Annotated in this window: 19 protein-coding genes; 17 read left to right on the forward strand and 2 right to left on the reverse strand. The window is 64.4% G+C overall.

Going from position 1 to position 21,394, the window contains the following annotated elements:
• The first annotated feature begins 58 nt into the window (after positions 1-58).
• The 4 genes from MKD49_RS22005 (at position 59) to MKD49_RS22020 (ending at position 4,643) form a co-directional block, all read left to right on the forward strand.
• Positions 59-1,147 carry a type IV toxin-antitoxin system AbiEi family antitoxin gene (locus MKD49_RS22005; protein ID WP_252697367.1) on the forward strand — a complete coding sequence of 363 codons (1,089 nt, stop codon included), beginning with the start codon at positions 59-61 and terminating at the stop codon, positions 1,145-1,147.
• On the forward strand, positions 1,135-2,010 hold the full coding sequence (locus tag MKD49_RS22010) for a nucleotidyl transferase AbiEii/AbiGii toxin family protein (protein ID WP_252697368.1): 876 nt from the start codon (positions 1,135-1,137) through the stop codon (positions 2,008-2,010). The genes MKD49_RS22005 and MKD49_RS22010 overlap by 13 nt, the downstream gene beginning before the upstream one ends.
• A 99-nt stretch (positions 2,011-2,109) precedes the next feature.
• The gene (locus tag MKD49_RS22015; RefSeq protein ID WP_252697369.1) at positions 2,110-3,282 is read left to right on the forward strand and encodes an MFS transporter; all 1,173 of its coding nucleotides are present in this window, start codon (positions 2,110-2,112) and stop codon (positions 3,280-3,282) included.
• Positions 3,283-3,359: 77 nt separating this feature from the next.
• Entirely contained in the window at positions 3,360-4,643 is a 1,284-nt protein-coding gene (locus MKD49_RS22020; RefSeq protein ID WP_252697370.1) for a glycosyltransferase, read from the forward strand.
• Position 4,644: 1 nt separating this feature from the next.
• Here MKD49_RS22020 and MKD49_RS22025 read toward each other — a convergent pair whose 3' ends face one another.
• Complete coding sequence (locus MKD49_RS22025; protein WP_134221503.1) at positions 4,645-5,556, reverse strand: LysR substrate-binding domain-containing protein; 912 nt, start codon at positions 5,554-5,556, stop codon at positions 4,645-4,647.
• A 234-nt stretch (positions 5,557-5,790) separates the two neighbouring features.
• On the opposite strand from MKD49_RS22025, the gene map reads away from it, so the two are divergent.
• Entirely contained in the window at positions 5,791-6,588 is a 798-nt protein-coding gene (gene map, locus MKD49_RS22030; protein ID WP_034336051.1) for a type I methionyl aminopeptidase, read from the forward strand.
• Between the two features lie 30 nt (positions 6,589-6,618).
• On the opposite strand, the gene MKD49_RS22035 is transcribed toward map, so the two are convergent.
• Positions 6,619-7,440: a DeoR/GlpR family DNA-binding transcription regulator gene (locus MKD49_RS22035; RefSeq protein ID WP_034336049.1), complete on the reverse strand. Its 822-nt coding sequence runs from the start codon at positions 7,438-7,440 to the stop codon at positions 6,619-6,621.
• 245 nt (positions 7,441-7,685) lie between these two features.
• On the opposite strand from MKD49_RS22035, the gene deoC reads away from it, so the two are divergent.
• From deoC to MKD49_RS22095, 12 genes are all read left to right on the forward strand, one after another.
• The gene (gene deoC / locus MKD49_RS22040) at positions 7,686-8,717 is read left to right on the forward strand and encodes a deoxyribose-phosphate aldolase (RefSeq protein WP_252697371.1); all 1,032 of its coding nucleotides are present in this window, start codon (positions 7,686-7,688) and stop codon (positions 8,715-8,717) included.
• A 23-nt stretch (positions 8,718-8,740) separates the two neighbouring features.
• Positions 8,741-11,122, forward strand: a complete 2,382-nt coding sequence (locus MKD49_RS22045; protein WP_252697372.1) for an aldehyde dehydrogenase family protein — start codon at positions 8,741-8,743, stop codon at positions 11,120-11,122.
• Positions 11,123-11,312: 190 nt separating this feature from the next.
• Positions 11,313-11,765, forward strand: coding sequence for an RbsD/FucU family protein (locus MKD49_RS22050; RefSeq protein WP_039789135.1), 453 nt, complete (start codon positions 11,313-11,315; stop codon positions 11,763-11,765).
• 2 nt (positions 11,766-11,767) lie between these two features.
• Entirely contained in the window at positions 11,768-12,730 is a 963-nt protein-coding gene (gene rbsK, locus MKD49_RS22055; RefSeq protein WP_034331986.1) for a ribokinase, read from the forward strand.
• A gap of 25 nt (positions 12,731-12,755) precedes the next feature.
• Positions 12,756-13,763: an ABC transporter permease gene (locus MKD49_RS22060; protein ID WP_134221499.1), complete on the forward strand. Its 1,008-nt coding sequence runs from the start codon at positions 12,756-12,758 to the stop codon at positions 13,761-13,763.
• Between the two features lie 50 nt (positions 13,764-13,813).
• On the forward strand, positions 13,814-14,821 hold the full coding sequence (locus tag MKD49_RS22065; protein WP_034331985.1) for a substrate-binding domain-containing protein: 1,008 nt from the start codon (positions 13,814-13,816) through the stop codon (positions 14,819-14,821).
• 90 nt (positions 14,822-14,911) lie between these two features.
• Entirely contained in the window at positions 14,912-16,474 is a 1,563-nt protein-coding gene (locus MKD49_RS22070) for a sugar ABC transporter ATP-binding protein (protein ID WP_209579664.1), read from the forward strand.
• A 9-nt stretch (positions 16,475-16,483) separates the two neighbouring features.
• Entirely contained in the window at positions 16,484-17,536 is a 1,053-nt protein-coding gene (locus MKD49_RS22075) for an ABC transporter permease (protein ID WP_252697373.1), read from the forward strand.
• Between the two features lie 178 nt (positions 17,537-17,714).
• Positions 17,715-18,275, forward strand: a complete 561-nt coding sequence (locus tag MKD49_RS22080) for a DUF3455 domain-containing protein (protein WP_039789139.1) — start codon at positions 17,715-17,717, stop codon at positions 18,273-18,275.
• A 94-nt stretch (positions 18,276-18,369) separates the two neighbouring features.
• A complete protein-coding gene (locus MKD49_RS22085) occupies positions 18,370-18,918 on the forward strand; it encodes a sigma-70 family RNA polymerase sigma factor (RefSeq protein WP_252697374.1) in 549 nt (182 codons plus the stop codon).
• Complete coding sequence (locus MKD49_RS22090) at positions 18,915-19,622, forward strand: anti-sigma factor domain-containing protein (protein ID WP_252697375.1); 708 nt, start codon at positions 18,915-18,917, stop codon at positions 19,620-19,622. The genes MKD49_RS22085 and MKD49_RS22090 overlap by 4 nt, the downstream gene beginning before the upstream one ends.
• A 212-nt stretch (positions 19,623-19,834) precedes the next feature.
• Entirely contained in the window at positions 19,835-21,391 is a 1,557-nt protein-coding gene (locus tag MKD49_RS22095; RefSeq protein WP_252697376.1) for an EAL domain-containing protein, read from the forward strand.
• The last annotated feature ends 3 nt before the right edge of the window (positions 21,392-21,394 follow it).

Consider the following 21,394-nt stretch of genomic DNA (forward strand, 5'->3'; position numbering starts at 1 on the left):
AAGCTTGTTTAGTGAAAATATGGGTTGACAATTTCATCGATAATGCTATTTTCAGCATATGCTGAAAACACGCCATTCAATGAAATCCTTTGAGACCCAAGCAGCCCATGCCCTGCGCTCGTTGCTGCTGCAGGTGCCTGTGCTCAAGTTGCTGGACATCGAGCGCGAGACCGCCAGGGCGGATTCAGGCATCGATTTCACTGCGCGGGTCAAGGTCGCAGGCAAGCGCCATGCATTGGTGTGCGAAGCCAATTCCTCGGGGCAACCGCGCCATGTGCGCCATGCCTTGCTGACCCTGCGCGATTACATGTCGCACCACGCAAAGGACGCCACGCCCGTCCTGATCGCCCCTTACCTGTCTCCCGATGCCCAGGCGCTGTGCCGTGAACATGAAGCCGGTTTCCTGGATCTGGAAGGCAATGCCCGCCTGGTCTTCAACGGCATCTTCATCGAACGGCAGGTGGCCAGCAAACCCGTTGCCGACCGACGGGCACTGCGCTCCTTGTTCAAACCGAAATCAGCGCAAGTGTTGCGGGTGTTGCTGCGCGACCCGCAGCGCGCCTGGCGCGTCATGGAATTGGCTCAGGCAGCGGCGGTCAGCCTCGGCCACGTCAGCAATGTGCGCACGGCTCTACTGGAGCGTGAATGGGCCCAGGTGGCGGAGGGTGGCCTGTTCCTGTCAGAACCGGATGCCTTGCTGGATGAATGGCAGGATGCCTATACACCACCGGCCGGTGAGCGTCTGGCTTTCTACACGCCCCTGCACGGAAACGCCTTTGAACAGGCGGCACGGCACGCCATGCGCCGTCACCGGGAGGACGAACTCCCCGCAGCCGCATTTTCCTCGTTCTCGGCGGCGCAATGGCTGGCCCCCTACGCCAGGACCGGAACCCATTATTTCCAGGCGACCGAAGCCGGGCTGGAAGCACTGCAGTCCGCCCTGAAGCTGTCCTCTGCGGCCAAAGGCGAGAACGTCATGGTGAACCTGCTTGACGACGCCGATCTTCTTCGTGACACGCAGGAACCCGCGCCCGGCGCGGTCTGCACCAGTCCCATTCAAACCTATCTAGACCTGTACCACGCAGGCGAACGCGGACGGGAGGCCGCAGACCATCTCAGAAAGACATTGCTCACATGGAAAAGCTGACGCCCGGCGAACCGCAATCCGCCACTGATTACGATGATCGTACAAGTACTGCAGTCAAAAAAGTCCTGATCGAAATCGGTCAGATCCTGGGGAGTTTCAAAGGCAAATTCGCCATCGTCGGCGGTGCGGTTCCGTGGCTGCTGCTGGGAAATGACGATATGCCGCACGTGGGTACGGTGGACGTTGACCTCAGTCTTGATGCCGAAGCGCTGGGTGACGGTGAATACGCAACGCTGGTAGAAGCCTTGCAGGAACACGGATATCAGCAGCGCCGGGACCTGCGCCGCTTCCAGTTGCTGCGGCAAGTTCCCACCGAAGACGAAGGCGCGTCCATCGATATCATTGTCGACTTCCTCATGCCGCGCGATGCAGAGATCGTCAAGAACGTCCCGCCGCTCATCAGCGACTTCGCCGTGCAGCGCGCCGATGGAGCGGACCTCGCTCTGCGTTTCTATCAATGGGTCGCCATCAGCGGACCCATGCCGACCGGCGGCACCAATCGGGTCGAGATCGCGGTGTGCTCGATCCCCGCCTTGCTGGCCATGAAAGGGCACGCCATCGAAGGGCGCTACAAGCAGAAGGATGCCTACGATATCTACTATTGCGTCCGCAACTATCCAGGCGGTGCGGATGTGCTTGCCGAAGAATGCCGCGCCCTGTTGCATCATCCCGGCGCGGCAGCCGGTTACGGTTTCATTGACCGCAAATTCGATAGCGTGGACGGTTTCGGACCCACCTGCGTGCGCCGCTTCGTCGAGCAGTCGCAGGTCCTTGGCGAACGCACACCTGAACAATGGCAACAAGACGCCTATGGCCAGATCGATGCCTGGTTGAGGGCGCTCGGCATCAGAGGTCCAGCGTGATTCATCTGTGGAATCGATCAAGCTGATCTGAATAATCCATTTAACGAATGAATCAAAAACTGGCAAAGTGACGATCTTTGACTTTCGCCAGACCTCTCCATGCATTCAGGCAGCTCATCCGCACCCGCTTTCCACCCGCACCGCATCCGCAACGCCACCCGTGCCACCATGGCGCAGTTCTTCGTCAACGGGGCCACCTTTGCCACCTGGGGCATCCTGATTCCCTCGGTGAAGGATCGCTTCGCCCTGTCGGATGCGGTGCTGTCGCTGGCCATGCTGGCGGTGGCCGGCGGTGCCCTGCTGACCATGGGCCAGTCCGGCAAATGGATCGCGCGCGTGGGCAGCGCGCGCGCCTTGCGCCAGGCTGGCATCCTTTATGCGGCCACGCTGCTGCTGATCCCGCTGGCGCCGCAGTTCTGGATGCTGGTGGCGCTGCTGCTGGTGTTCGGCAGCGCCATGGCCGCCTTCGACGTGGCCATGTCGGTCCAGGCCGCGCTGGTGGAAAACGGCCGCAGCCGGCCCATCATGTCCACCCTGCACGCCATGTTCAGCATCGGCGGCATCGCCGGCTCGGCGCTGGGCGCCCTGCCCGGCCTGTCGCCCCTGGCGCATGCCGCGCTGGTGGCGGCGGTGACGTTGTCGGTGGCCTTGTCCATCGGCCCCTTCGCCTTGCCCGACGATGTCCATGATGAAACCGCGAGCACGCCCGGTGCTGACAAATCCGCCCGCCGCATGGTGCTGGTGCTGGGCGTGATCTCCTTCCTGGCACTCATGTGCGAAGGCGGCATGTATGACTGGGCCGCCGTGTACATGCGCGACATCGCCCAGTCGCCCGCCGCCTGGGTCAGCTACAGCTACGCCGCGTTTTCTACCGGCATGGCGGCCGGGCGACTGACGGGCGACCGTATCCGTGCACGCATCGGTGGCCTGCGTACGCTGCTCTGGAGCGGGGTGGCGGGGGCTGCCGGGATCGCGCTGGCCGCGGCGTTGCCGACACCATTGGCGACCATGTCCGGCCTGCTGCTGGCCGGGCTGGGCATTGCCAACCTGATGCCGATCTTCTTCCTGGCTGCTGCGCGCGTACCGGGCATGCCGGCTGCCGAGAGCATCGCCGCCGTGGCACGCTTCGCCTACGTCGGCATGCTGCTGGGACCGGTGTGCATCGGTGGCGTAGCCGAGCACCTGGGGCTGCGGGTGAGCTTCGTGGGGGTGGCACTGGTGATGATGGTGGTGGCGCTGTTCGGGCCTCGAGCGGTCAAACGCTTCATCTGACGACGGCGCGGGCAAGCGAAATCGGCTACAGTGGCGCGCACCCCTGAAGCCTTCTTCATTTCGCCCCCAAACCACCCATGCCAGCGCCTGCCCGCCCTGCTCCCCTGCTGATCCTCGCCACCACCGGCACCACCGGCGACATGCTGCCCTTCCTCTCGCTCGGTCTCGGCCTGCAAGCGCGGGGACATCGGGTGCTGATGGTGGTGCCGCGTTTTCATGCGGCCTTGTTCGAGCAAGCGGGACTGTCCTGCCATCCCCTGGGCAGCGTCGAAGAATTCCAGGCCGTGCTGGCCAATCCGGACCTGTGGGATGAGCGCCGGGGCTGGCAGGTGATCTGCCGGGCCGCCGTACCCTATATCGATTGCCTGCACCAGCTGGTGGCTCAATTGCCTGCCGAGGAAGAGTGCGTCATCCTCAGCCATCCCTTGCTGGTCCCGGCGGCTGACATTGCACGCAGCCTGCGCCCCGGACTGCGCATCGTCGCCACCTATCTCGCCCCCTCCAACCTGTGCAGCAGCCATGACCTGCTGGCCATGGGATCGCTGCCCGTCCCCGGCTGGCTGCCGCTGCCCTGGCGCAAGACCCTGTGGTCACTGGCACACCGCTGGATGATCGATCCGCCCGCCCTGCCCGCGCTCAATGCCGTACGGGCCAGGCTGGGATTGCCGCCGGTGGCGCATTTCTTTGCGCACGTGATGCAGGCACCGGATGCATCGCTGGGATTGTTCCCGGAATGGTTCGCCGCGGTCCAGCCGGATTGGCCGCAGCCTTTCCTGAGCGGACAATTTCCGCCTCCGGCATCGTCTTCGCCATCGGACTGGACACCTGCGCTGCGGCAGTTTCTGGACAGCGGCACGGCCCCCATCGTATTCACGCCAGGTTCCGGTCATCAGCATGCCGCGCAGTTCTTTGCCAGCGCTGTACGGGCTGCACAGGCTCTGGGCCGCCGCGCACTGCTGGTGACCCGGCATCGCGAACAACTGCCGGCAGTCTTGCCCGAGGGCGTGCTGTGGCAGTCCTATGTGAGCTTCGATGCCCTGCTGCCGGAGGTGGCCGCCATCGTCCATCACGGCGGTATCGGTACCACCGCCGCTGCCTTGCGGGCAGGCGTACCGCAGCTGGTGGTGCCGTTTGCCTACGATCAGTTCGACAATGCTTATCGGGTCAGACGGCTGGGGGTGGGCGAGATCATTCCGGCCAAACGCCTTTCCGCATCACGCCTGCAAGCAGCGCTGGCGCGCCTGCTCGCAGCGCCTGACGTGGCGCAACGCTGCCACGCCATTGCCCGCTCCATGCAGGCCAGCGAACATCCGGAAGGATGGGCCGAGCTGGCGGAGCAGGCGCTGCTGCCGGGGCGCTGATTCAGCTTTGTTCCCGGGCCTGCGCCTGCTCCATCAACAACTCCAGAAACGCTGCCGGTGCCGCATCCAGCACCAGCACGCCATTGCGGGCCGCAGCCTTGTGCGTGACCACCAGCTCCCAGCACAGCTCCACCCCGCGCAGCTTGACGCTGGCCAGCTTGCCACGCCGTGCATGCACCAGATCGCGCGGCAACAGCGCCACGCCCAGTCCATGCCCGACCAGGTCAAGCAAGGTCACCAGATCACTGACCTCGAAGGCCACGCGACGCCGCAAGCCTGCTTCCGCAAAGCCGCGATCCACCAATGCACGCGTACCCAGCCCGGTTTCGAAATCGACGAAGCCCTCGCCGGCCAGTTGTTCCAGTGTCACCGAACGCGCCTTGGACAGCCGATGGCTGGGATGGCAGGCCAGTACCAGTTCGTCGCAGGCGATGATGTGTTGCTGCAAACCCTCCCCGCTCTCCTCGATGGGCAGGATGGCCAGGTCCAGCTGGCGGGCATCGATCTTTTCATTCAGCTCGCCGGCCGCGCCCTGGCACAGCCGCACCTCCACCGCCGGATGGCGGCGGTGGAAACGCGCCAGCAGCGCCGGCAGATCGACGAAGGAGGGCAGGCTCTGCACCGTGCCGATGGACAGCCGGCCACGCCGCATGGCATTGACGTCGGCCACGTTGGTGGCCCCCTGTTCCAGCGCCGCCAGTGAACGGCGGGCACTCTCCAGGAAAGCCTCGCCGGCCGCCGTCAGCTCCACCCGGCGCGTGGTGCGCACGAATAGCGCTGCCGCCAGTTCTTCTTCCAGCAGGCGGATCGAGGACGACAGCGCCGATTGCACCACATGGCAGCGCGTGGCTGCCCGGGTAAAACTTTTTTCTTCTGCCAGCGCGATGAATTGGCGCAGTTGCCTCAGTTCCATGGGTTGGTGTTGGTTAGTGATGCTGTTGGATTGATCAATGCGATGAATGAATCATGCGGTCTGCATCGATTCTACTGACAAGTCCGCGTCAGCACGGCTGTGGAAAAAAGTCTGCGCCGCGCCTCGAAAAATCGCCATTACCGGGTGCCGATGCGGCAGCCGCCTGCCAGCCCGGCTAAAATAGTCGCCCGAACGACCGCTGCGCACCGCGCGGCCCCCACCGAACAGACAAGCATGAGAAAAGTGAAGCTGCGCAACGCCGCAGAAATCGCCCAGGCCCGCGTGGCCGGGCAACTGGCGGCCGAAGTGCTGCATATCGTGGCCGAGCACGTCAAGGCCGGTGTCACCACCGACGAACTGGACCGCATCTGCCATGACCACATCGTCAAGGTGCAACAGGCCACTCCGGCCAACATCGGCTACCACGGCTTCCCCAAGACCATCTGCAGTTCCGTCAACGACGTGATCTGCCACGGCATCCCCGGCGGCCAGGTGCTCAAGGATGGCGACATCATCAACATCGACGTCGCCGTCATCAAGGATGGCTGGTACGGCGACTGCAGCCGCATGTACTTCGTCGGCTCCCCCAACGCCACCGCGCGCAAGCTGGTCAACACCACCTACGAGGCCATGTGCGCGGGCATCCGCGCGGTGCGCCCGGGCGCGACCCTGGGCGATGTCGGCCACGCGATCCAGACCGTGGCCCAGCGCGACGGCTTCTCGGTGGTGCGTGAATATTGCGGCCACGGCATCGGCACCATTTATCACGACGAACCGCAGGTGCTGCACTACGGCCAGCGCAACAGCGGCCTGCCGCTCAAGGAAGGCATGATCTTCACCATCGAACCGATGCTCAACGCCGGCAAGCGCCACACGCGCCAGCTCGACGACGGCTGGACCGTGCTGACCGCCGACGGCTCGCTGTCGGCCCAGTGGGAACACATGGTGGTGGTCACCGCCAAGGGCTATGAAATCCTCACGCCCTGGCCGGAAGGCTGCGGCGACTATCCCTCCATCGCCACCCGCAACTGACCTGCCTGCGCATCAATCCGGTGGCGGCTCTCAGCCTGCCACCACCTCGATGGGAAAGTCCGAGAACAGGTCCAGCTGATCCTGTTCCGGCGTCCCGCCCACCACGATCCCCGAAAACACTTCCAGCGTGCTGTAGAAGGCCGGACGAAAACGGCCCAGCTTGCTCTGGTCGATCACCACGTAGCACTCCGCCGCACTGGCGATGGCGGCCTGCTTGATCGGCACTTCGTGGAAGTTGGAACAGCTCACGCCGCGCCGCGCATCCACCCCGCCCGCCGACAGGAAGGCCTTGTTCACGCCCAGCCGCTTGAGATAGGCCACGCCCTCTTCGGACGCAAACGAGGCCGATGACGGGTGATACAGCCCGCCCAGCAGGATCACCTGCGTATTGGGACGCTGGCTGACGATGTTGGCAATGTTCAGGGAATAACAAATCACGCTCAGGCCGATATCAACCGGCAAGGCCTCCGCCAGATGCGTCATGGTGGTGCCGCAGTCGATGAAAATGCTGTCCCCCTCCTGCACCCGCTGCGCCGCGCGCTGGCAGGCCAGGCGCTTGCGCTGGGCGTGCTGGTCGGCTTCGCGGTCGATCGAGTAGCGGTTCTCGCCAGCGCCGGGGCTGCTTTCCAGCACGTGGCCGCCGAGGCAGATCAGCGGCGAATCGTCGGCAGCCAGGTCGCGCCGCACCGTCATTACCGTCACTCCCAGCACTTCGGCAATGCGCGCCAGTGGTGTCGGGCCCTGCTCGCGGATCATGTCCTGCATGCGCGACAGCCGCTGGGCGCGCGCGCGTTCGCCCAGCGTGGGTTGAGGGACCGGCTTTCCGGTCGACGTCGGGGTCATCGATGCCATGAGGCGTTTTCCTGATCGGGAAATGTTGCAGATAAAAAAAGGTTGCGCCTTAAAAGTTATGGATGTAACGTTACAGCCATTAAATGTTATTTGCAAAACATTTAGCACGTTGGGCCACATTGTAGCGAGGCCGGCGGACGGCGTCGATGCATGCAAGAGCCAAGCCTGACCCAGCGCAAGCAGCACATGGAAGAGACCTGCCCGTCGGCACCAGCCTACGGTAATTAACTAAAAGTTACGCAGCCATGAACATGACCAGCAAGACCCCTTCCCTGCGCCGTGCGCAGGGCGAGGCCGACATCGTGCGCGAGGATAGCGCGCCCGCCGGCCATCCGCGCAACAGCGTGCAGCCCTATGACGCTGCCGCCTTCGAACATTTGCGCATCAACCTGAGCGCCGCCGAAAAGCGCGTCGCCACCTTGAAGGGCCGCCGCTCGGTCAAGAAGGATGCGCAGGCCGCCTGGCTGCTCAAGGCCATCACCTGCATCGATCTCACCACGCTGTCCGGCGACGATACTCCGCAACGCGTGCGCCGCCTGTGCGCCAAGGCTGCCAATCCGGTGCGCGCCGATCTGCTGGAGGCGCTGGGCATGCAGGCACGCGGGCTGACCACGGGTGCGGTGTGCGTCTATCACCGCTTCGTGAAGACGGCGGTGGAAGCGCTGGAAGGAAAGAACATCCCGGTGGCGGCGGTATCGACGGGATTTCCGGCAGGTCTCAATCCGCACGCCCTGAAGCTCAAGGAAATCGAAGCCTCGCTGCGCGATGGTGCCGCCGAAATCGACATCGTCATCACCCGCGAACACGTGCTCACCGGCAACTGGGAAGCGCTCTACCGCGAGATGCGCGACTTCCGCCAGGCCTGTGGCGACGCCCACGTCAAGGCCATCCTCGCCACCGGCGAACTGAAGACCCTGCGCAACGTCGCCAAGGCCTCGATGGTCTGCATGATGGCGGGCGCTGATTTCATCAAGACCTCCACCGGCAAGGAGAGCGTCAACGCCACCCCGCTGGTCTCGCTGGTGATGCTGCGCATGATTCGCCAGTACCAGGAGATGACCGGCATCCAGGTCGGCTACAAGCCCGCAGGCGGAGTCGCCACGGCCAAGGATGTCCTCGAATACCAGGTGCTGATGAAGGAAGAACTGGGTGACGACTGGCTGCAACCCGATCTGTTCCGCGTGGGAGCCTCCAGCCTGCTGGCCGATATCGAACGCCAGCTGGAACACCACGTCACCGGCCGTTACTCCGCCTTCAACCGGCATGCCATCGGCTAAGCCACCCTGCACGGACAAGCACAATGAGCGTTTCCACCTATTTCGACACCATGGATTACGGCCCCGCCCCCGAGAGTGACAAGGATGCCCGCGCCTGGCTGGCCAGCCACGAGGCCTCGTTCGGCCACTTCATCGCGGGACGTTTCACCGAGCCCGGCGGCCAGCTGGAAGATCTCGATCCGGCCAGCGGCAAGCGGCTGGCGCATCTCACCCAAGGCTCGGCGGCGGATGTGGATGCCGCCGTCAACGCCGCCCAGGCCGCGCTGGCCGGCTGGCAGGCGCTGGGCGGCCATGGCCGTGCGCGTCACCTTTATGCGCTGGCCCGCGCCGTGCAACGCCACGCCCGCCTGCTGGCCGTGCTGGAGACCATGGACAACGGCAAACCACTGCGCGAATCACGCGATGTGGACGTACCGCTGGTGGCGCGCCACTTCTATCACTACGCCGGCTGGGCGCAACTGCAGGAAAGCGAATTCCCGGATCATGTTCCGGTGGGCGTGGCCGGCCAGATCGTGCCGTGGAATTTCCCGCTGCTGATGCTGGCCTGGAAGATCGCCCCGGCGCTGGCGCTGGGCAATACGGTGGTCCTGAAACCCGCCGAGGACACCTCGCTGACGGCCCTGCTCTTTGCCGAACTGGCACAGCAGGCCGGGCTGCCAGCGGGCGTACTCAATATCGTCACCGGCGATGGCAGCACGGGCGCGGCCATCGTCGCGCATCCCGGCATCCAGAAAATTGCCTTCACCGGCTCCACCGAAGTGGGCCGCCTGATCCGCGCACAGACCGCCGGCAGCGGCAAGTCGCTGACGCTGGAGCTGGGCGGCAAGTCGCCCTTCATCGTCTTCGATGATGCCGATATCGATGCCGCCATCGAAGGCGTGGTCGATGCGATCTGGTTCAATCAAGGGCAGGTCTGCTGCGCCGGTAGCAGGTTGCTGGTGCAGGAAGGCATCCACGATCTCTTCATCGCGCGGCTCAAAAAACGCATGGAAAAACTCAAGGTCGGCGCACCGCTGGACAAGTGCAGCGACATGGGCGCGCTGATTTCCCCGGTGCAGCTGGAACGCGTGCGCCGCCTGGTCGAACAGGGTGTGCGTGAAGGGGCGCAGTGCCATCAGGTGGCCCTCGATGTGCCGCCCGGCGGCTGCTTCTATCCGCCCACGCTGCTGACCGGCGTGCATCCCGCTGCCACCGTGGCCACCGAGGAAATCTTTGGCCCGGTGCTGGTGGCGATGAGTTTCCGCACGCCCGACGAAGCCGTGCAACTGGCCAACAACAGCCGTTACGGACTGGCCGCCAGCGTCTGGAGCGAGACCATCGGGCTGGCCTTGGGCGTGGCCCCGCAGTTGAAAGCGGGCGTGGTGTGGATCAACAGCACCAACCAGTTCGATGCGGCCGTCGGTTTTGGTGGCGTGCGCGAATCCGGCTATGGCCGCGAGGGCGGACGCGAAGGCTGCTACGAATACCTCAAGCCGCGCCATCGCCTGAACCGTGCGCAACGCAATACTGCATCGGCCACGCCGGCCGGCACGCGCAAAGACTCTCCGCTGCAAGGCGGCCTGGTCGACCGCACTGCCAAGCTGTACATCGGCGGCAAGCAGGTCCGTCCGGATGGCGAAGTCTCCATGGCTTGCTACGCGGCCAGTGGAGAACGTCTGGAAGACGTGGGCCTGGGCAACCGCAAGGATATCCGCAATGCTGTCGCCGCTGCCGTCAAGGCCGGTGGCTGGAGCAGCGCGACTGCCCATCGCCGCGCCCAGGGGCTGTATTACATCGCGGAAAATCTGTCAGCGCGCGCCGATGAATTCGCGCGCCGCATTGCCCTCACCACCGGGGTCTCCACCGAGGCCGCGCGGGCTGAAGTGGACGCCGCGATCAAGCGCCTCTTCAGCTATGGCGCCTGGGCCGACAAGTACGACGGTGCCGTGCACCAGCCACCCCTGCGTGGCGTGGCCCTGGCCATGCCGGAAGCCCTCGGCGTGGTCGGCGTGGTCTGTCCGGAAGAACAGCCGCTGCTGTCCTTCATCAGCCTGGTGGCGCCCTTGATCGCCATGGGCAATCGCGTGGTGGCCGTGCCGAGCCAGCAGGCAGCGCTTGTCGCGACCGACCTCTATCAGGTACTCGATACTTCGGACCTGCCCGGCGGCGTCATCAACATCGTCACCGGCAAGAGCGCCGAGCTGCTCACCGTACTGGCCGAGCATGACGAGGTCGATGCCCTGTGGGTACGCGGACCGGCCGAGTTCTCGGCGACGGCCGAGCGGCTGTCCGTCGGCAATCTCAAGCGCTGCTTCGTGGATCACGGCGAGGTCACCGACTGGCACGATGCTGCACAGGCTGAAGGCAGCGAATATCTGCGCCAGGCCACGCACATCAAGAACATCTGGATTCCTTATGGCGAATGACAACCTTGTGCTTCAGCGCAATACGATTTTCCTGACGAAGTCCTGACGATATGCTGACTAATAAACCGAAAGAAATGAAATCTTGAAATATTAGTTTTTTACGGTGAACAATCAAGCTGAACAAGGACTCCCAAGCAACAAGATTTAGATTTATTCTATAAGCATACTTATAAAATCCACAGGAGACGACATGCTTAAAAATCTGCATCCTTTATTGAACGCCGATGTGCTCTACGCCTTGCGCGCGATGGGACACGGTGACGAACTGGTCTTGTGCGACGCCAATTTCCCGGCCGACTCGGTGGCCCGACAGACGGTGCTGGGCAAGGTGCTGCGCATCGATGGCGTGGGTACCACCGAAGCTGCGCGCGCCATCCTCTCGGTACTGCCGCTGGACAATGCCGTGGAGCAGCCGGTGCGGCGCATGGAGATCATGGGCGAACCTGCCACCATCCCGCCGGTACAGCAGGAACTGCAACAGGAAGTCAACCAGGCTGAAGGCCGCGAACGTCCGCTCGGGTCCATCGAGCGCTTCGCCTTCTACGAAGCGGCCAAGAAAGCGTATTGCGTGATCGCCACCGGCGAGCGCCGCTTCTACGGCTGCTTCCTGCTCAAAAAAGGTGTGTTGCCACCGGAGGCGTGAGCATGACTTCCCTCTCGCACAAGACCGGCGTGGCCGTGCTGGGCATCTACGTGGCCGACCTCGCTTTCCGCGCACCGGGCATGCCCGGCCTGGGCCAGACCATCGCCGGCACCGGCTTCGCCATGGGGCCCGGCGGCAAGGGCTCCAACCAGGCCGTGGCCGCTGCGCGCGTCGGTGCGCCGGTGCGCTTCATCTCGGCCATCGGCAAGGATTCCTTCGGTGACTTCGCGCTTTCGCTGTGGCGTCAGGAAACCATCGCGCCGCACGTGCGCGTGATCGAGGATGCTCCCACCGGGGCGGCCTTCATCTACGTCAACGATGCCAGCGGCGACAATGCCATCATCGTGGTACCAGGTGCCGCCTCGCAACTGTCCACCCAGGATGTGGAACGCGAACACCAGGCCATCGAAGCGGCCAGTGTCTTCGTCACCCAGCTGGAGCAGCCGCCTGAGGCTGCGCTCACCGGCCTGCAGATCGCCAGGGCGGCGGGCACCACCACCGTCTTCAACCCGGCCCCGGCGCTGGACTTCCCGCCGCAGATCTATGGCCTGTGCGATTTCATCACCCCCAATGAACATGAAGCGGCCCTGCTGACCGGTATCGAAATCCACACCGTCGACGATGCGCGCCGTGCTGCCGACGTGCTGCTGGAACGCGGCGTGGGCTGCGCCCTCATCACGCTGGGCGCGCAGGGTGCCTTGCTGCACAGCCGCTCGCAATCGCTGCATCTGCCGGCCCTGTGCGCAGGCACCGTGGTGGAGACCGCCGGCGCGGGCGATGCCTTCAACGGCGCGTTCGCCGCCGGACTGGCCGAAGGCATGAGCGCAGAACAGGCCGCACGGCTGGCCACGGCGGTGGCGGCCATTTCAGTCACGCGCCCCGGCACCGCCCCGTCGATGCCCAGCCGCCAGGAAGCGCTGGCGCTGCTGCAGGCCAACGCCGGTGCGCTGGCGCAGGCGCAATGACATTCCCCCGCAAGGTGAACCGACCATGAAACTGAAGATCTCCGACCCGCAACTGCTGTTCCTGCTGGTCATCAACCTGGCCATCCTGCTGGTGGCCACCGTGTTCTCGCGCGGCGACTTCCTGGACCTCTACAACTTCCAGTCCATGGCCAGCCAGCTGCCTGAACTGGGTCTGCTGGCCATCGGCGTGGCGCTGGCGATGATCTCGGGCAATGGCGGCATTGATCTGTCCGGCATCGGCCTGGCCAATCTGGCCGGCGTCGTGGCCGCCGCCACCATGCCGCTGCTGGTGGCCGCGCCCGATGCGGCACCGTGGACCTACACCCTGGGCTTCATCGCGGTGGCACTGGTCACCGGACTGGTGGGCGGTGCACTCAACGGCTGGCTGATTTCGCGCGGCAATCTGACGCCGATTCTCTGCACGCTGGGCACGCAGATGATCTTCACCGGACTGGCCGTGGTGCTGACCAATGGCTCCAGCCTGCGCATCAGCGTGGTCGATCCGATCTCGGCCATCGGCAATGAATCGGTGCTGGGCGTACCGATCCCCTTCATCATCTTCGTCGCGCTGCTGCTGGGCGTGGGCTGGCTGATGCGCTACAGCCTGTTCGGCATCAAGCTCTACCTGCTGGGCACCAATGCGCGCGCGGCACGTTACGCGGGCATCTCGCAGAATCGCCTGCGCTTTGCCACCTACACCTTGAGCGGCGTGCTGGCCTCGGTGGCCGGCGTCATCATCGCCGCACGCACTGCCAGCGTGAAGGCCGACTATGGCAACTCCTACCTGCTCATCGCCATCCTGATCGCGGTGATGGCCGGCATCCGTCCGCAAGGCGGCTACGGGCGCATGGTCTGCCTGTTCTTCTCGGCGCTGGCGCTGCAGCTGCTGTCCTCGACCTTCAACCTGCTGGAGATTTCCAACTTCTTCCGCGACTGCGCCTGGGGCTTGCTGCTGCTGTGCTTCCTGGCCTCGGCGCGGGTCAGCTGGCGTGATTTTTTCCCGAATTCAAAGGCGCAATTGCGCAAGTCTTGAACAGCACCCCGCCTGTCAAGATCCATCCACATAGTGGGGAAACTGGAGACATGATGAACAAGAAATCGGCTTGCGTACTGGGTTCGGCTCTGGCAGCCATCGGCTTTGCCAGCGCGCTGCAGGCGCAGAACAAACCCATCGATATCGTCACCGTGGTCAAGATCACCGGCATCAGCTGGTTCAACCGCATGGAAGTGGGCGTCAAGGAATTCGCTGCCGCCAATCCCGGCGTGACCACGCGCCAGATTGGCCCGGCCCAATCGGATGCCGCCCAGCAGCAACGCCTGGTGGAAGACCTGGTGGCCAAGAAGGTCGATGCCATCGCCGTGGTGTCGATGGATCCGCCGACCCTGGAGCCGGTCCTCAAGCGCGCCCTGGATCGCGGCATCAAAGTGGTCACCCATGAAGCCGACAACCAGAAGAACACCCTGGTCGATATCGAAGCCTTCGACAACACCGCCTATGGCGCCCGCCTGAATGACCGCCTGGCCGCCTGCATGGGCGAGACCGGCAAGTGGTCGTCGCTGGTCGGTTCGCTGGGCAGCCAGTCGCAGGTGCAATGGGCCGATGGCGGCGCTTCCAATGCCGCCAAGAAGTATCCCAAGATGACCCTGGTCGATGCCAAGAACGAATCGGCCAACGATGCCGAGAAGGCCTACGCCAAGGCCAAGGAAATCCTGCGCAAGCATCCTGACATCAAGGGCTTCCAGGGTTCGTCCTCGCTCGACGTGCTGGGTATCGGCCGCGCCGTGGAAGAGGCCGGCCTGCAGGGCAAGGTCTGTGTCTATGGCACCGGCCTGCCGAGCGAAGCGGCCAAGTTCCTGGAGTCGGGTGCCGTGGGTGGCATCGCCTTCTGGGATCCGAAGGATGCCGGCCTGGCCATGAACAAGGCCGCCATGATGCTGGTGCAGGGCAAGAAGATCACCGACGGCATGGACCTGGGCATTCCCGGCTACAACAAGGTCAGCGTCAAGAAGGGTCCGGGCGTGGGCGTGATCGTCACCGGCCAGGCCTGGGTCGAAGTGGACAAGAAGAACTACAAGCAGTACGCGTTCTGATCGCGGCCTGATCAGACCCACCGGACATCCGCCGCGCGCCCGCATCATCATCCCGGCCACGGCGGATGTCCTTCGTCATCGCGTTGGACTATGAGCACTCACGACACTTCCCTCCCCGACGGCGCGCCTGCCCAGGAATTCCTGCGGCTGCAGGGCATCCACAAGCGCTTTGCCGGGGTGCACGCCCTGCGCGGCATCGATCTCACCATCCACGCCGGCGAGATCTATCACCTGCTGGGCGAGAACGGCTGCGGCAAGAGCACCATGATCAAGATCATCGCCGGGGCCCAGCCGCCCAGCGAAGGAGAAATCTTCATCCAGGGCGAACGCGTGGCCGAGCTCACGCCACTGGCCTCGCTGTCGCTGGGCATCGAGACGGTGTATCAGGATCTCTCGCTGCTGCCCAACATGAGCGTGGCCGAGAACGTCGCCCTGAGCGCCCAGCTGGTGCGCCATCAGGGGCGGCTGGCACGCCTGTTCGATCGCGGCGCCCTCAACGACACGGCGGCGCGCGCCCTGCGCGCGGTCAACCTGCCGGCCACGGCGGCGTTTCTCGATACGCGCGTGGACGAGCTGCCCATCGCCACCCGCCAGTTGATCGCCATCGCCCGTGCGATTGCCACCAGCGCGCGCATGGTCATCATGGATGAACCGACTACCTCGCTCACCCAGAAGGAAGTCGATGCGCTGGTCAAGGTCATCAACGGCCTGCGCGCCAATGGCGTGGCGGTGCTGTTCGTGAGCCACAAGCTCGATGAATGCTTTGCCATCGGCGGCCAGGCCATCGTTTTCCGCGATGGAGAAAAAGTCGCGCAAGGACCGATCCAGACCTTCACCAAGGCCCAGCTGGGCCAGCTGATGACCGGCAAGCAGTTGAGCGAGGAGCGCTATCGCGTCGACGCCCAATTGCAGAAGACCCGCCTGGAAGTCACGGCCCTCACGCGCCGCGCCGCCTTCGAGGACGTCAGCTTCACCTTGCATGAAGGCGAGATCCTGGGCATCACCGGCCTGCTTGATTCGGGCCGTAATGAACTGGCCCTGGCGCTGGCCGGGGTCGAACCGGCGCATGGCGGACAGATCGTGCTGGACGGACAGCGACTGTCGCTGCGCGCGCCCGGCGATGCGATCACGCATGGCATCGGCTACGTACCCGAGGATCGCATCAGCGAAGGCCTGTTCCTCGACAAATCGATTCGCGACAACATCATCACCACCATCCTGCGCAAGATGCGCGGCAAGTTCGGCGCACTCGATGCGGCGGCCTGCCAGCGCTTCTCGGTGGACACGGTCAGGCAATTGCAGATCGCCACCCCGGACGTGGATCGTCCGGTGCAGTCGCTCTCCGGCGGCAACCAGCAGCGCGTGCTGATCGGCCGCTGGCTGGCCATCAATCCGCGCGTGCTGATCCTGCACGGGCCGACGGTGGGCGTGGATGTGGGTTCCAAGGACATCATCTACCGCATCATCCAGGACCTGGCAAAACAGGGCATGGGCGTCATCCTCATCAGCGACGACCTGCCCGAGCTGCTGCAGAACTGCGACAACCTGCTGCTGATGAAGCGCGGACGCATCGTGCGCCGCTTCGAGGTGGAGGGCTTGTCCGAGAGCGACCTCGCGCACGACCTGGTCTCCGAACAAAGCCACGAACATTGAGAACCGAGCATGGATGCAAGCACTTTGACCCGCCAGAACGCCCACACCGACACCAGTCCCGCCCTGCCCCCGCGCAGTGCGGCAGCCAGCCTGGGTGCGCTGCTCAAGAAAAACCCTTCGCTGTTCACCTTCGTCCTGATCCTGCTGGTGGTGCTGACGGTGGCCCTGATCAATCCCGCCTTCTTCCAGCTGGCGGTGCTGTTCGACATCGTGCGCGCCTGCACCACGCTGGGCCTGTTTGCGCTGGGCGTGATGATCGTGCTGGCCGCCGGTGGCATCGACGTCTCCTTCGCGGCCATCGCGGCGCTCACCATGTATTCCATCACCAAGGTGGTGATGACGTATTTCCCGGAGACGCACATCGCCGTCATCCTGCTGGCCGGTGCGGCCGGCGGTACCGCGCTGGGTGTGCTCAACGGGCTGCTGGTGGACTGGCTCAAGGCGCCCTCGCTGATCGTCACCATTGGTACGCAATATCTCTATCGCGGCATCCTGCTGACCTTCGTCGGGACCGTGTTCTTCATGAACGTGCCGCATGCCATGGACCAGTTCGGCAAGCTGGCCCTGGCGCGGCATGACACGGCCAGCGGCCTGCACGCCGTGCTGCCCGCCACCGTGCTGGTGCTGGTGCTGGCCAGTGCGCTGACCTGGTGGCTGCTCAACAAGACCCTGATGGGACGCGCTGTCTACGCCGTGGGCGGCAGCCTGGCCATCGCCGAACGGCTGGGCTACAAATTGCGTTCGGTGCATCTGTTCGTGTTCGGCTATGCCGGTTTCCTGTCCGGACTGGCGGGCATCGTGCACGTCTCCAGCACGCGCCTGGCCAATCCCTTCGACCTGGTGGGCAGCGAGCTGGATGTGATCGCCGCCGTGGTCCTGGGCGGTGCGCGCATCACGGGCGGCCATGGCAGTGTGGTGGGTACCCTGCTGGGCGTGCTGCTGGTGACCCTGATCAACAACGTGCTGATCCTGGCCGGCGTGCCCAGTACCTGGCAGAAAGCCATCATCGGCGGCTTCATCGTGCTGGCGGGTGCGGTGTTCGCGCTGCGGCGGGAGAAGTAGAATTTCCCGTTAAAAAATACTCACCAATTCTCCCGTCCATCTTTTTTAAAAAATATTTTCAGATCACTGCATCCAGATCGGCTCCTCGCGGGTAGTACCTCATGTCAGCCCCGTTGTCGCGCATGCGGCGGCGGGCTGCACGAGACAACCATCCATTTCAAGAAACAAGGAGCCCATCATGCAAACTGCCATCCTGTCTACCCGTTCCCTCCGTATCGCCCTGCCCCTGGCCGCGGCCCTCACGCTGGCGGCCTGCGCGCCCATGTCGACCATGTATTCGCAGGACAGCCTGCCGGACGCCGTCAAGGTCCCGGCCGGCAACAAGGTGGTCCTGCAGACCGTGGGCGTGGGTGAGATCCTCTATGAATGCCGCGCCAAGAAGGACATGCCCGGCCAGTTCGAATGGACCTTCGTCGGCCCCGATGCCGTGCTCAAGGATCGCAGCGGCATGCAGGTCGGCCGCTACTACGGCCCGCCGGCCACCTGGGAGAGCAGCGACGGATCCAAGGTGACCGGTGCGCAGGTCGCGGTGGCCCCGGCTGGCACCGGCAATATCCCGCATCAGCTGGTCAAGGCCAATCCGGCTACCGGCATGGGTGCGATGACGCAGACGACCTATATCCAGCGCGTCGCCACCAAGGGTGGCGTGGCACCGGCTGATCGCTGCGACATGGGTTCGGCGGGTGCCAAGCAGAAGGTGGGCTATCAGGCCGACTATATCTTCTGGAAGGCTTCCTGATGCGAGCGTAATCCAGGCCATAACCTCGCTATAATCCAGGTCACCCCGGCCGGACGTCCCGGCCGGGCAACCTGCGCCCGGAGCCTGATTTCGCGTGACTGACGTCCCCGCCTCCTTCGATCATGAAGCCGCCCTGCAGGCCTGCGCGCGCGGTGAGCGCCGTGCATTGCAGGCGCTTTACGAACACGAGGGCCGCTATCTGCTGGGGGTGGCCTTGCGCATCGTGCGTGATCGCGCACTGGCCGAGGACGTCCTGCATGACGCCTTCCTCAATCTGTGGAACCGCGCCGCCAGCTTCGACCCGGCGCGCGGAGCGGCACGCGGGTGGATCTACACGGTAGTACGCCATACGGCACTCAATCGCATCCGCGCCATGCAGCACGAAGTCGCCGCCGGTGATGACCTGGAAGAACTGGCCGACCGCGCCGAGCCCGCCGTGGATGCACCCGAGTGGCAAGCCGACCTCGGCCGGCTGGACGAGTGCCTGGGCCAGTTGAGCGATGCCAAACGCGCCAGCATCGTCTACGCCTATGTCGATGGCTGCACCCATGGCGAAATCGCCGAGCGCCTGCAAGCGCCGCTGGGATCGGTGAAGGCATGGATCAAGCGCGGCCTGGCCGCGCTGCGGGAGTGTATCGGATGAATGCATCACACGATGAACTGCAATGGCTGGCGGCCCAGTACGTGCTGGGGACGCTGCCGCACGCACAGCGCCAGGCGGTGGAGCAGCGCCTGGCCACGGACGGCGCACTGCGTGCCGCCGTCGATGAATGGGAAACCAAGCTGCATCCGCTGACCGCACTGGCCGAACCGGTGCAGCCATCGGCCAGCCTGTGGCAGCGCATCGAGCGCAGCCTGCCCATGCCGGCCCCGGTACGTCAGCGTGGCGGCTGGCATGCATGGTGGGAGAGCGTGCAATTCTGGCGCTGGAGTACCGGCGCGGCGCTGGCCTGCTCGGTGCTGCTGGCCGTGCTCATGCTGCGTGCCGAGCCGCCGACGCGTGCGCCGGCCTACATGGTGGTGCTGGTCGCGCCGCAGGACAAGGCTCCCGGCTGGGTGGTACAGACCGGTGGCAGCGGCCGCCTCAACCTGATCCCTCTGGGCGTGGCCACCGTACCGCAGGAGAAGGCGCTGCAATTCTGGACCAAGGGGGCCAACTGGAACGGCCCGGTCTCGCTGGGCATCGTCAAGCCTGGCAGGACCCAGGAAGTCCCGTTGGACAAGCTGCCACCGCTGCAGCCGGACCAGCTCTTCGAGATCACCCTGGAGCCGGGTACCGGCTCGCCCACGGGCCGTCCGACCGGCCCCATCCTCTACATCGGCCGCGCGGTCAAGGTCACTTCCTGAGACCGGCGCGATGGCGCATGGCGTGAGCCAATCCGCGTGGCAGCGAGGACTGGCGAGATTCGTGGATGGCGCGCATCACTTGCGATGCGCGTTTCTACCGCGCGCTGGGAAATCGCCGCAAAACACGATGCAAAACAATCGCCAACGAAAAAAACCGAATAAGGAGACGCGGTTTTAAATTAAGCTTGCGCGAAATAATTACTGTCTCAGCAATGAATCGCAAAGTCTTCCGGCGCGTTTCCTCCTGGAAAATTCTCCTCTGGGCCTGCACCAGCATGGTCGGAGGCGTCTTTCTGGCGCAGCTCGCGCTGACCATTTCGGAGATCCGCCACATCGACGCCTCGTCGATGCAGGCCTTGCAGCGTGCGGAAGACGCCGGACGCGCCACCGCCGATGCGCTGCGCCGGGCCGAAGCGAGTCCCTTCGAGATGTGCTCGGAGGGCGACCTCACCATCCTGCGCAACATCACCTATGCCAACAGCTATGTGGCCGACCTGGGCCGCATCGAGCAGGGCGTGGTCCGTTGTACGGCGCTGTGGGGCAAACTGGACAAGCTCACCCGCCTGCCTGAGCCGCACTATCATGCGCGCGGCGGCTTCAGCGTGTGGAGCCATCAGGAAGTGCTGCAGACGCATTACCAGACCAACCTGGTGGCCCTGAACCGCAGCCTGGCCATCGCCTCGCCCTCGACCTTCGATCTCAATCGTTTCTATCAGGATGTATCGCTGCGCATCACCAACGGCAACGGCACGCACACCTATGCCGAGCGCGACGGCCTGCGCTACAACCCGGCCGGCGCGATGGACCTGCTGCCCGGCATCGACATCACCGAATGCAGCCGCGACATGGCCCTGTGCGCCCAGGCGAGCGCGCGCCTGCACTGGTTTGCGCTGGCCCAGCCCTTGAGTTTTGTGGCGCTGCTGGCGGGCAGTTTCCTGCTGGGTGCGCTGGCCTACCTGATGCATCTGCGCCTGCGCCGCAATCAGGGTGTGGTGGAGAAGCTGCGCGAGGGCATCGCCAATGACGAGATCGTGCTGCTGTACCAGCCCATCGTCTGCGTGCGCGACCTGAGCCTGAAGGGATACGAAGCGCTGGCGCGCTGGCGCCCGGCGGATGAACCCGAGATCGGCCCGGACATCTTCGTCCCGCTGGCGGCGCAAAACCGGCTCAGCACGGCGCTCGCGAAGGTGGTACTGGCGCGTGCGCTGCGCGAGATGCAGGATCTGCTGCAGGCCGATCCGATGCTGGTGCTGGCGGTCAATACCGAGGTGGCCGACATCGAGGATGCGGACTTCATCGAGTTCGCGCTCGAACTGACGGCGGCCACGCCGGGCCTGCGCCCGCAATTGCATCTGGAAGTCACCGAGCGTGCCGACATCCGTTCGGCCACTTTCACACAGAACATCGAGCTGTTGCGCCAGGCGGGCTTTGCGATCTGGATCGATGACTTCGGTACCGGCAGTGCCAATCTGTCGCATCTGTCCTATGCGCAGTTCGACGGCATCAAGATCGACCGGCTTTTCACCAGTGCCTTGAGCACCGGTTCACCGCTGCGCTCGGTGGTCCCCAACCTGCTGCGCCTGGCCACCGAGCTGGAGCTGAAGGTGGTCATCGAGGGCATCGAGACGGAAGAGCAATTGCAGCTCATACGCAGCATCGCACCGCAGATTCATGCACAGGGCTGGCTGTTCAGCAAGGCGATGGAATTGCGCGAGGTGCTGCAGCAGCGGCAGCCTTATACGCTGGAGGAGTTCGGCCTGGCGGCGTGAGCG

Source organism: Herbaspirillum sp. WGmk3 (genome assembly GCF_023952535.1).
Classification (GTDB): domain Bacteria; phylum Pseudomonadota; class Gammaproteobacteria; order Burkholderiales; family Burkholderiaceae_D; genus Herbaspirillum; species Herbaspirillum huttiense.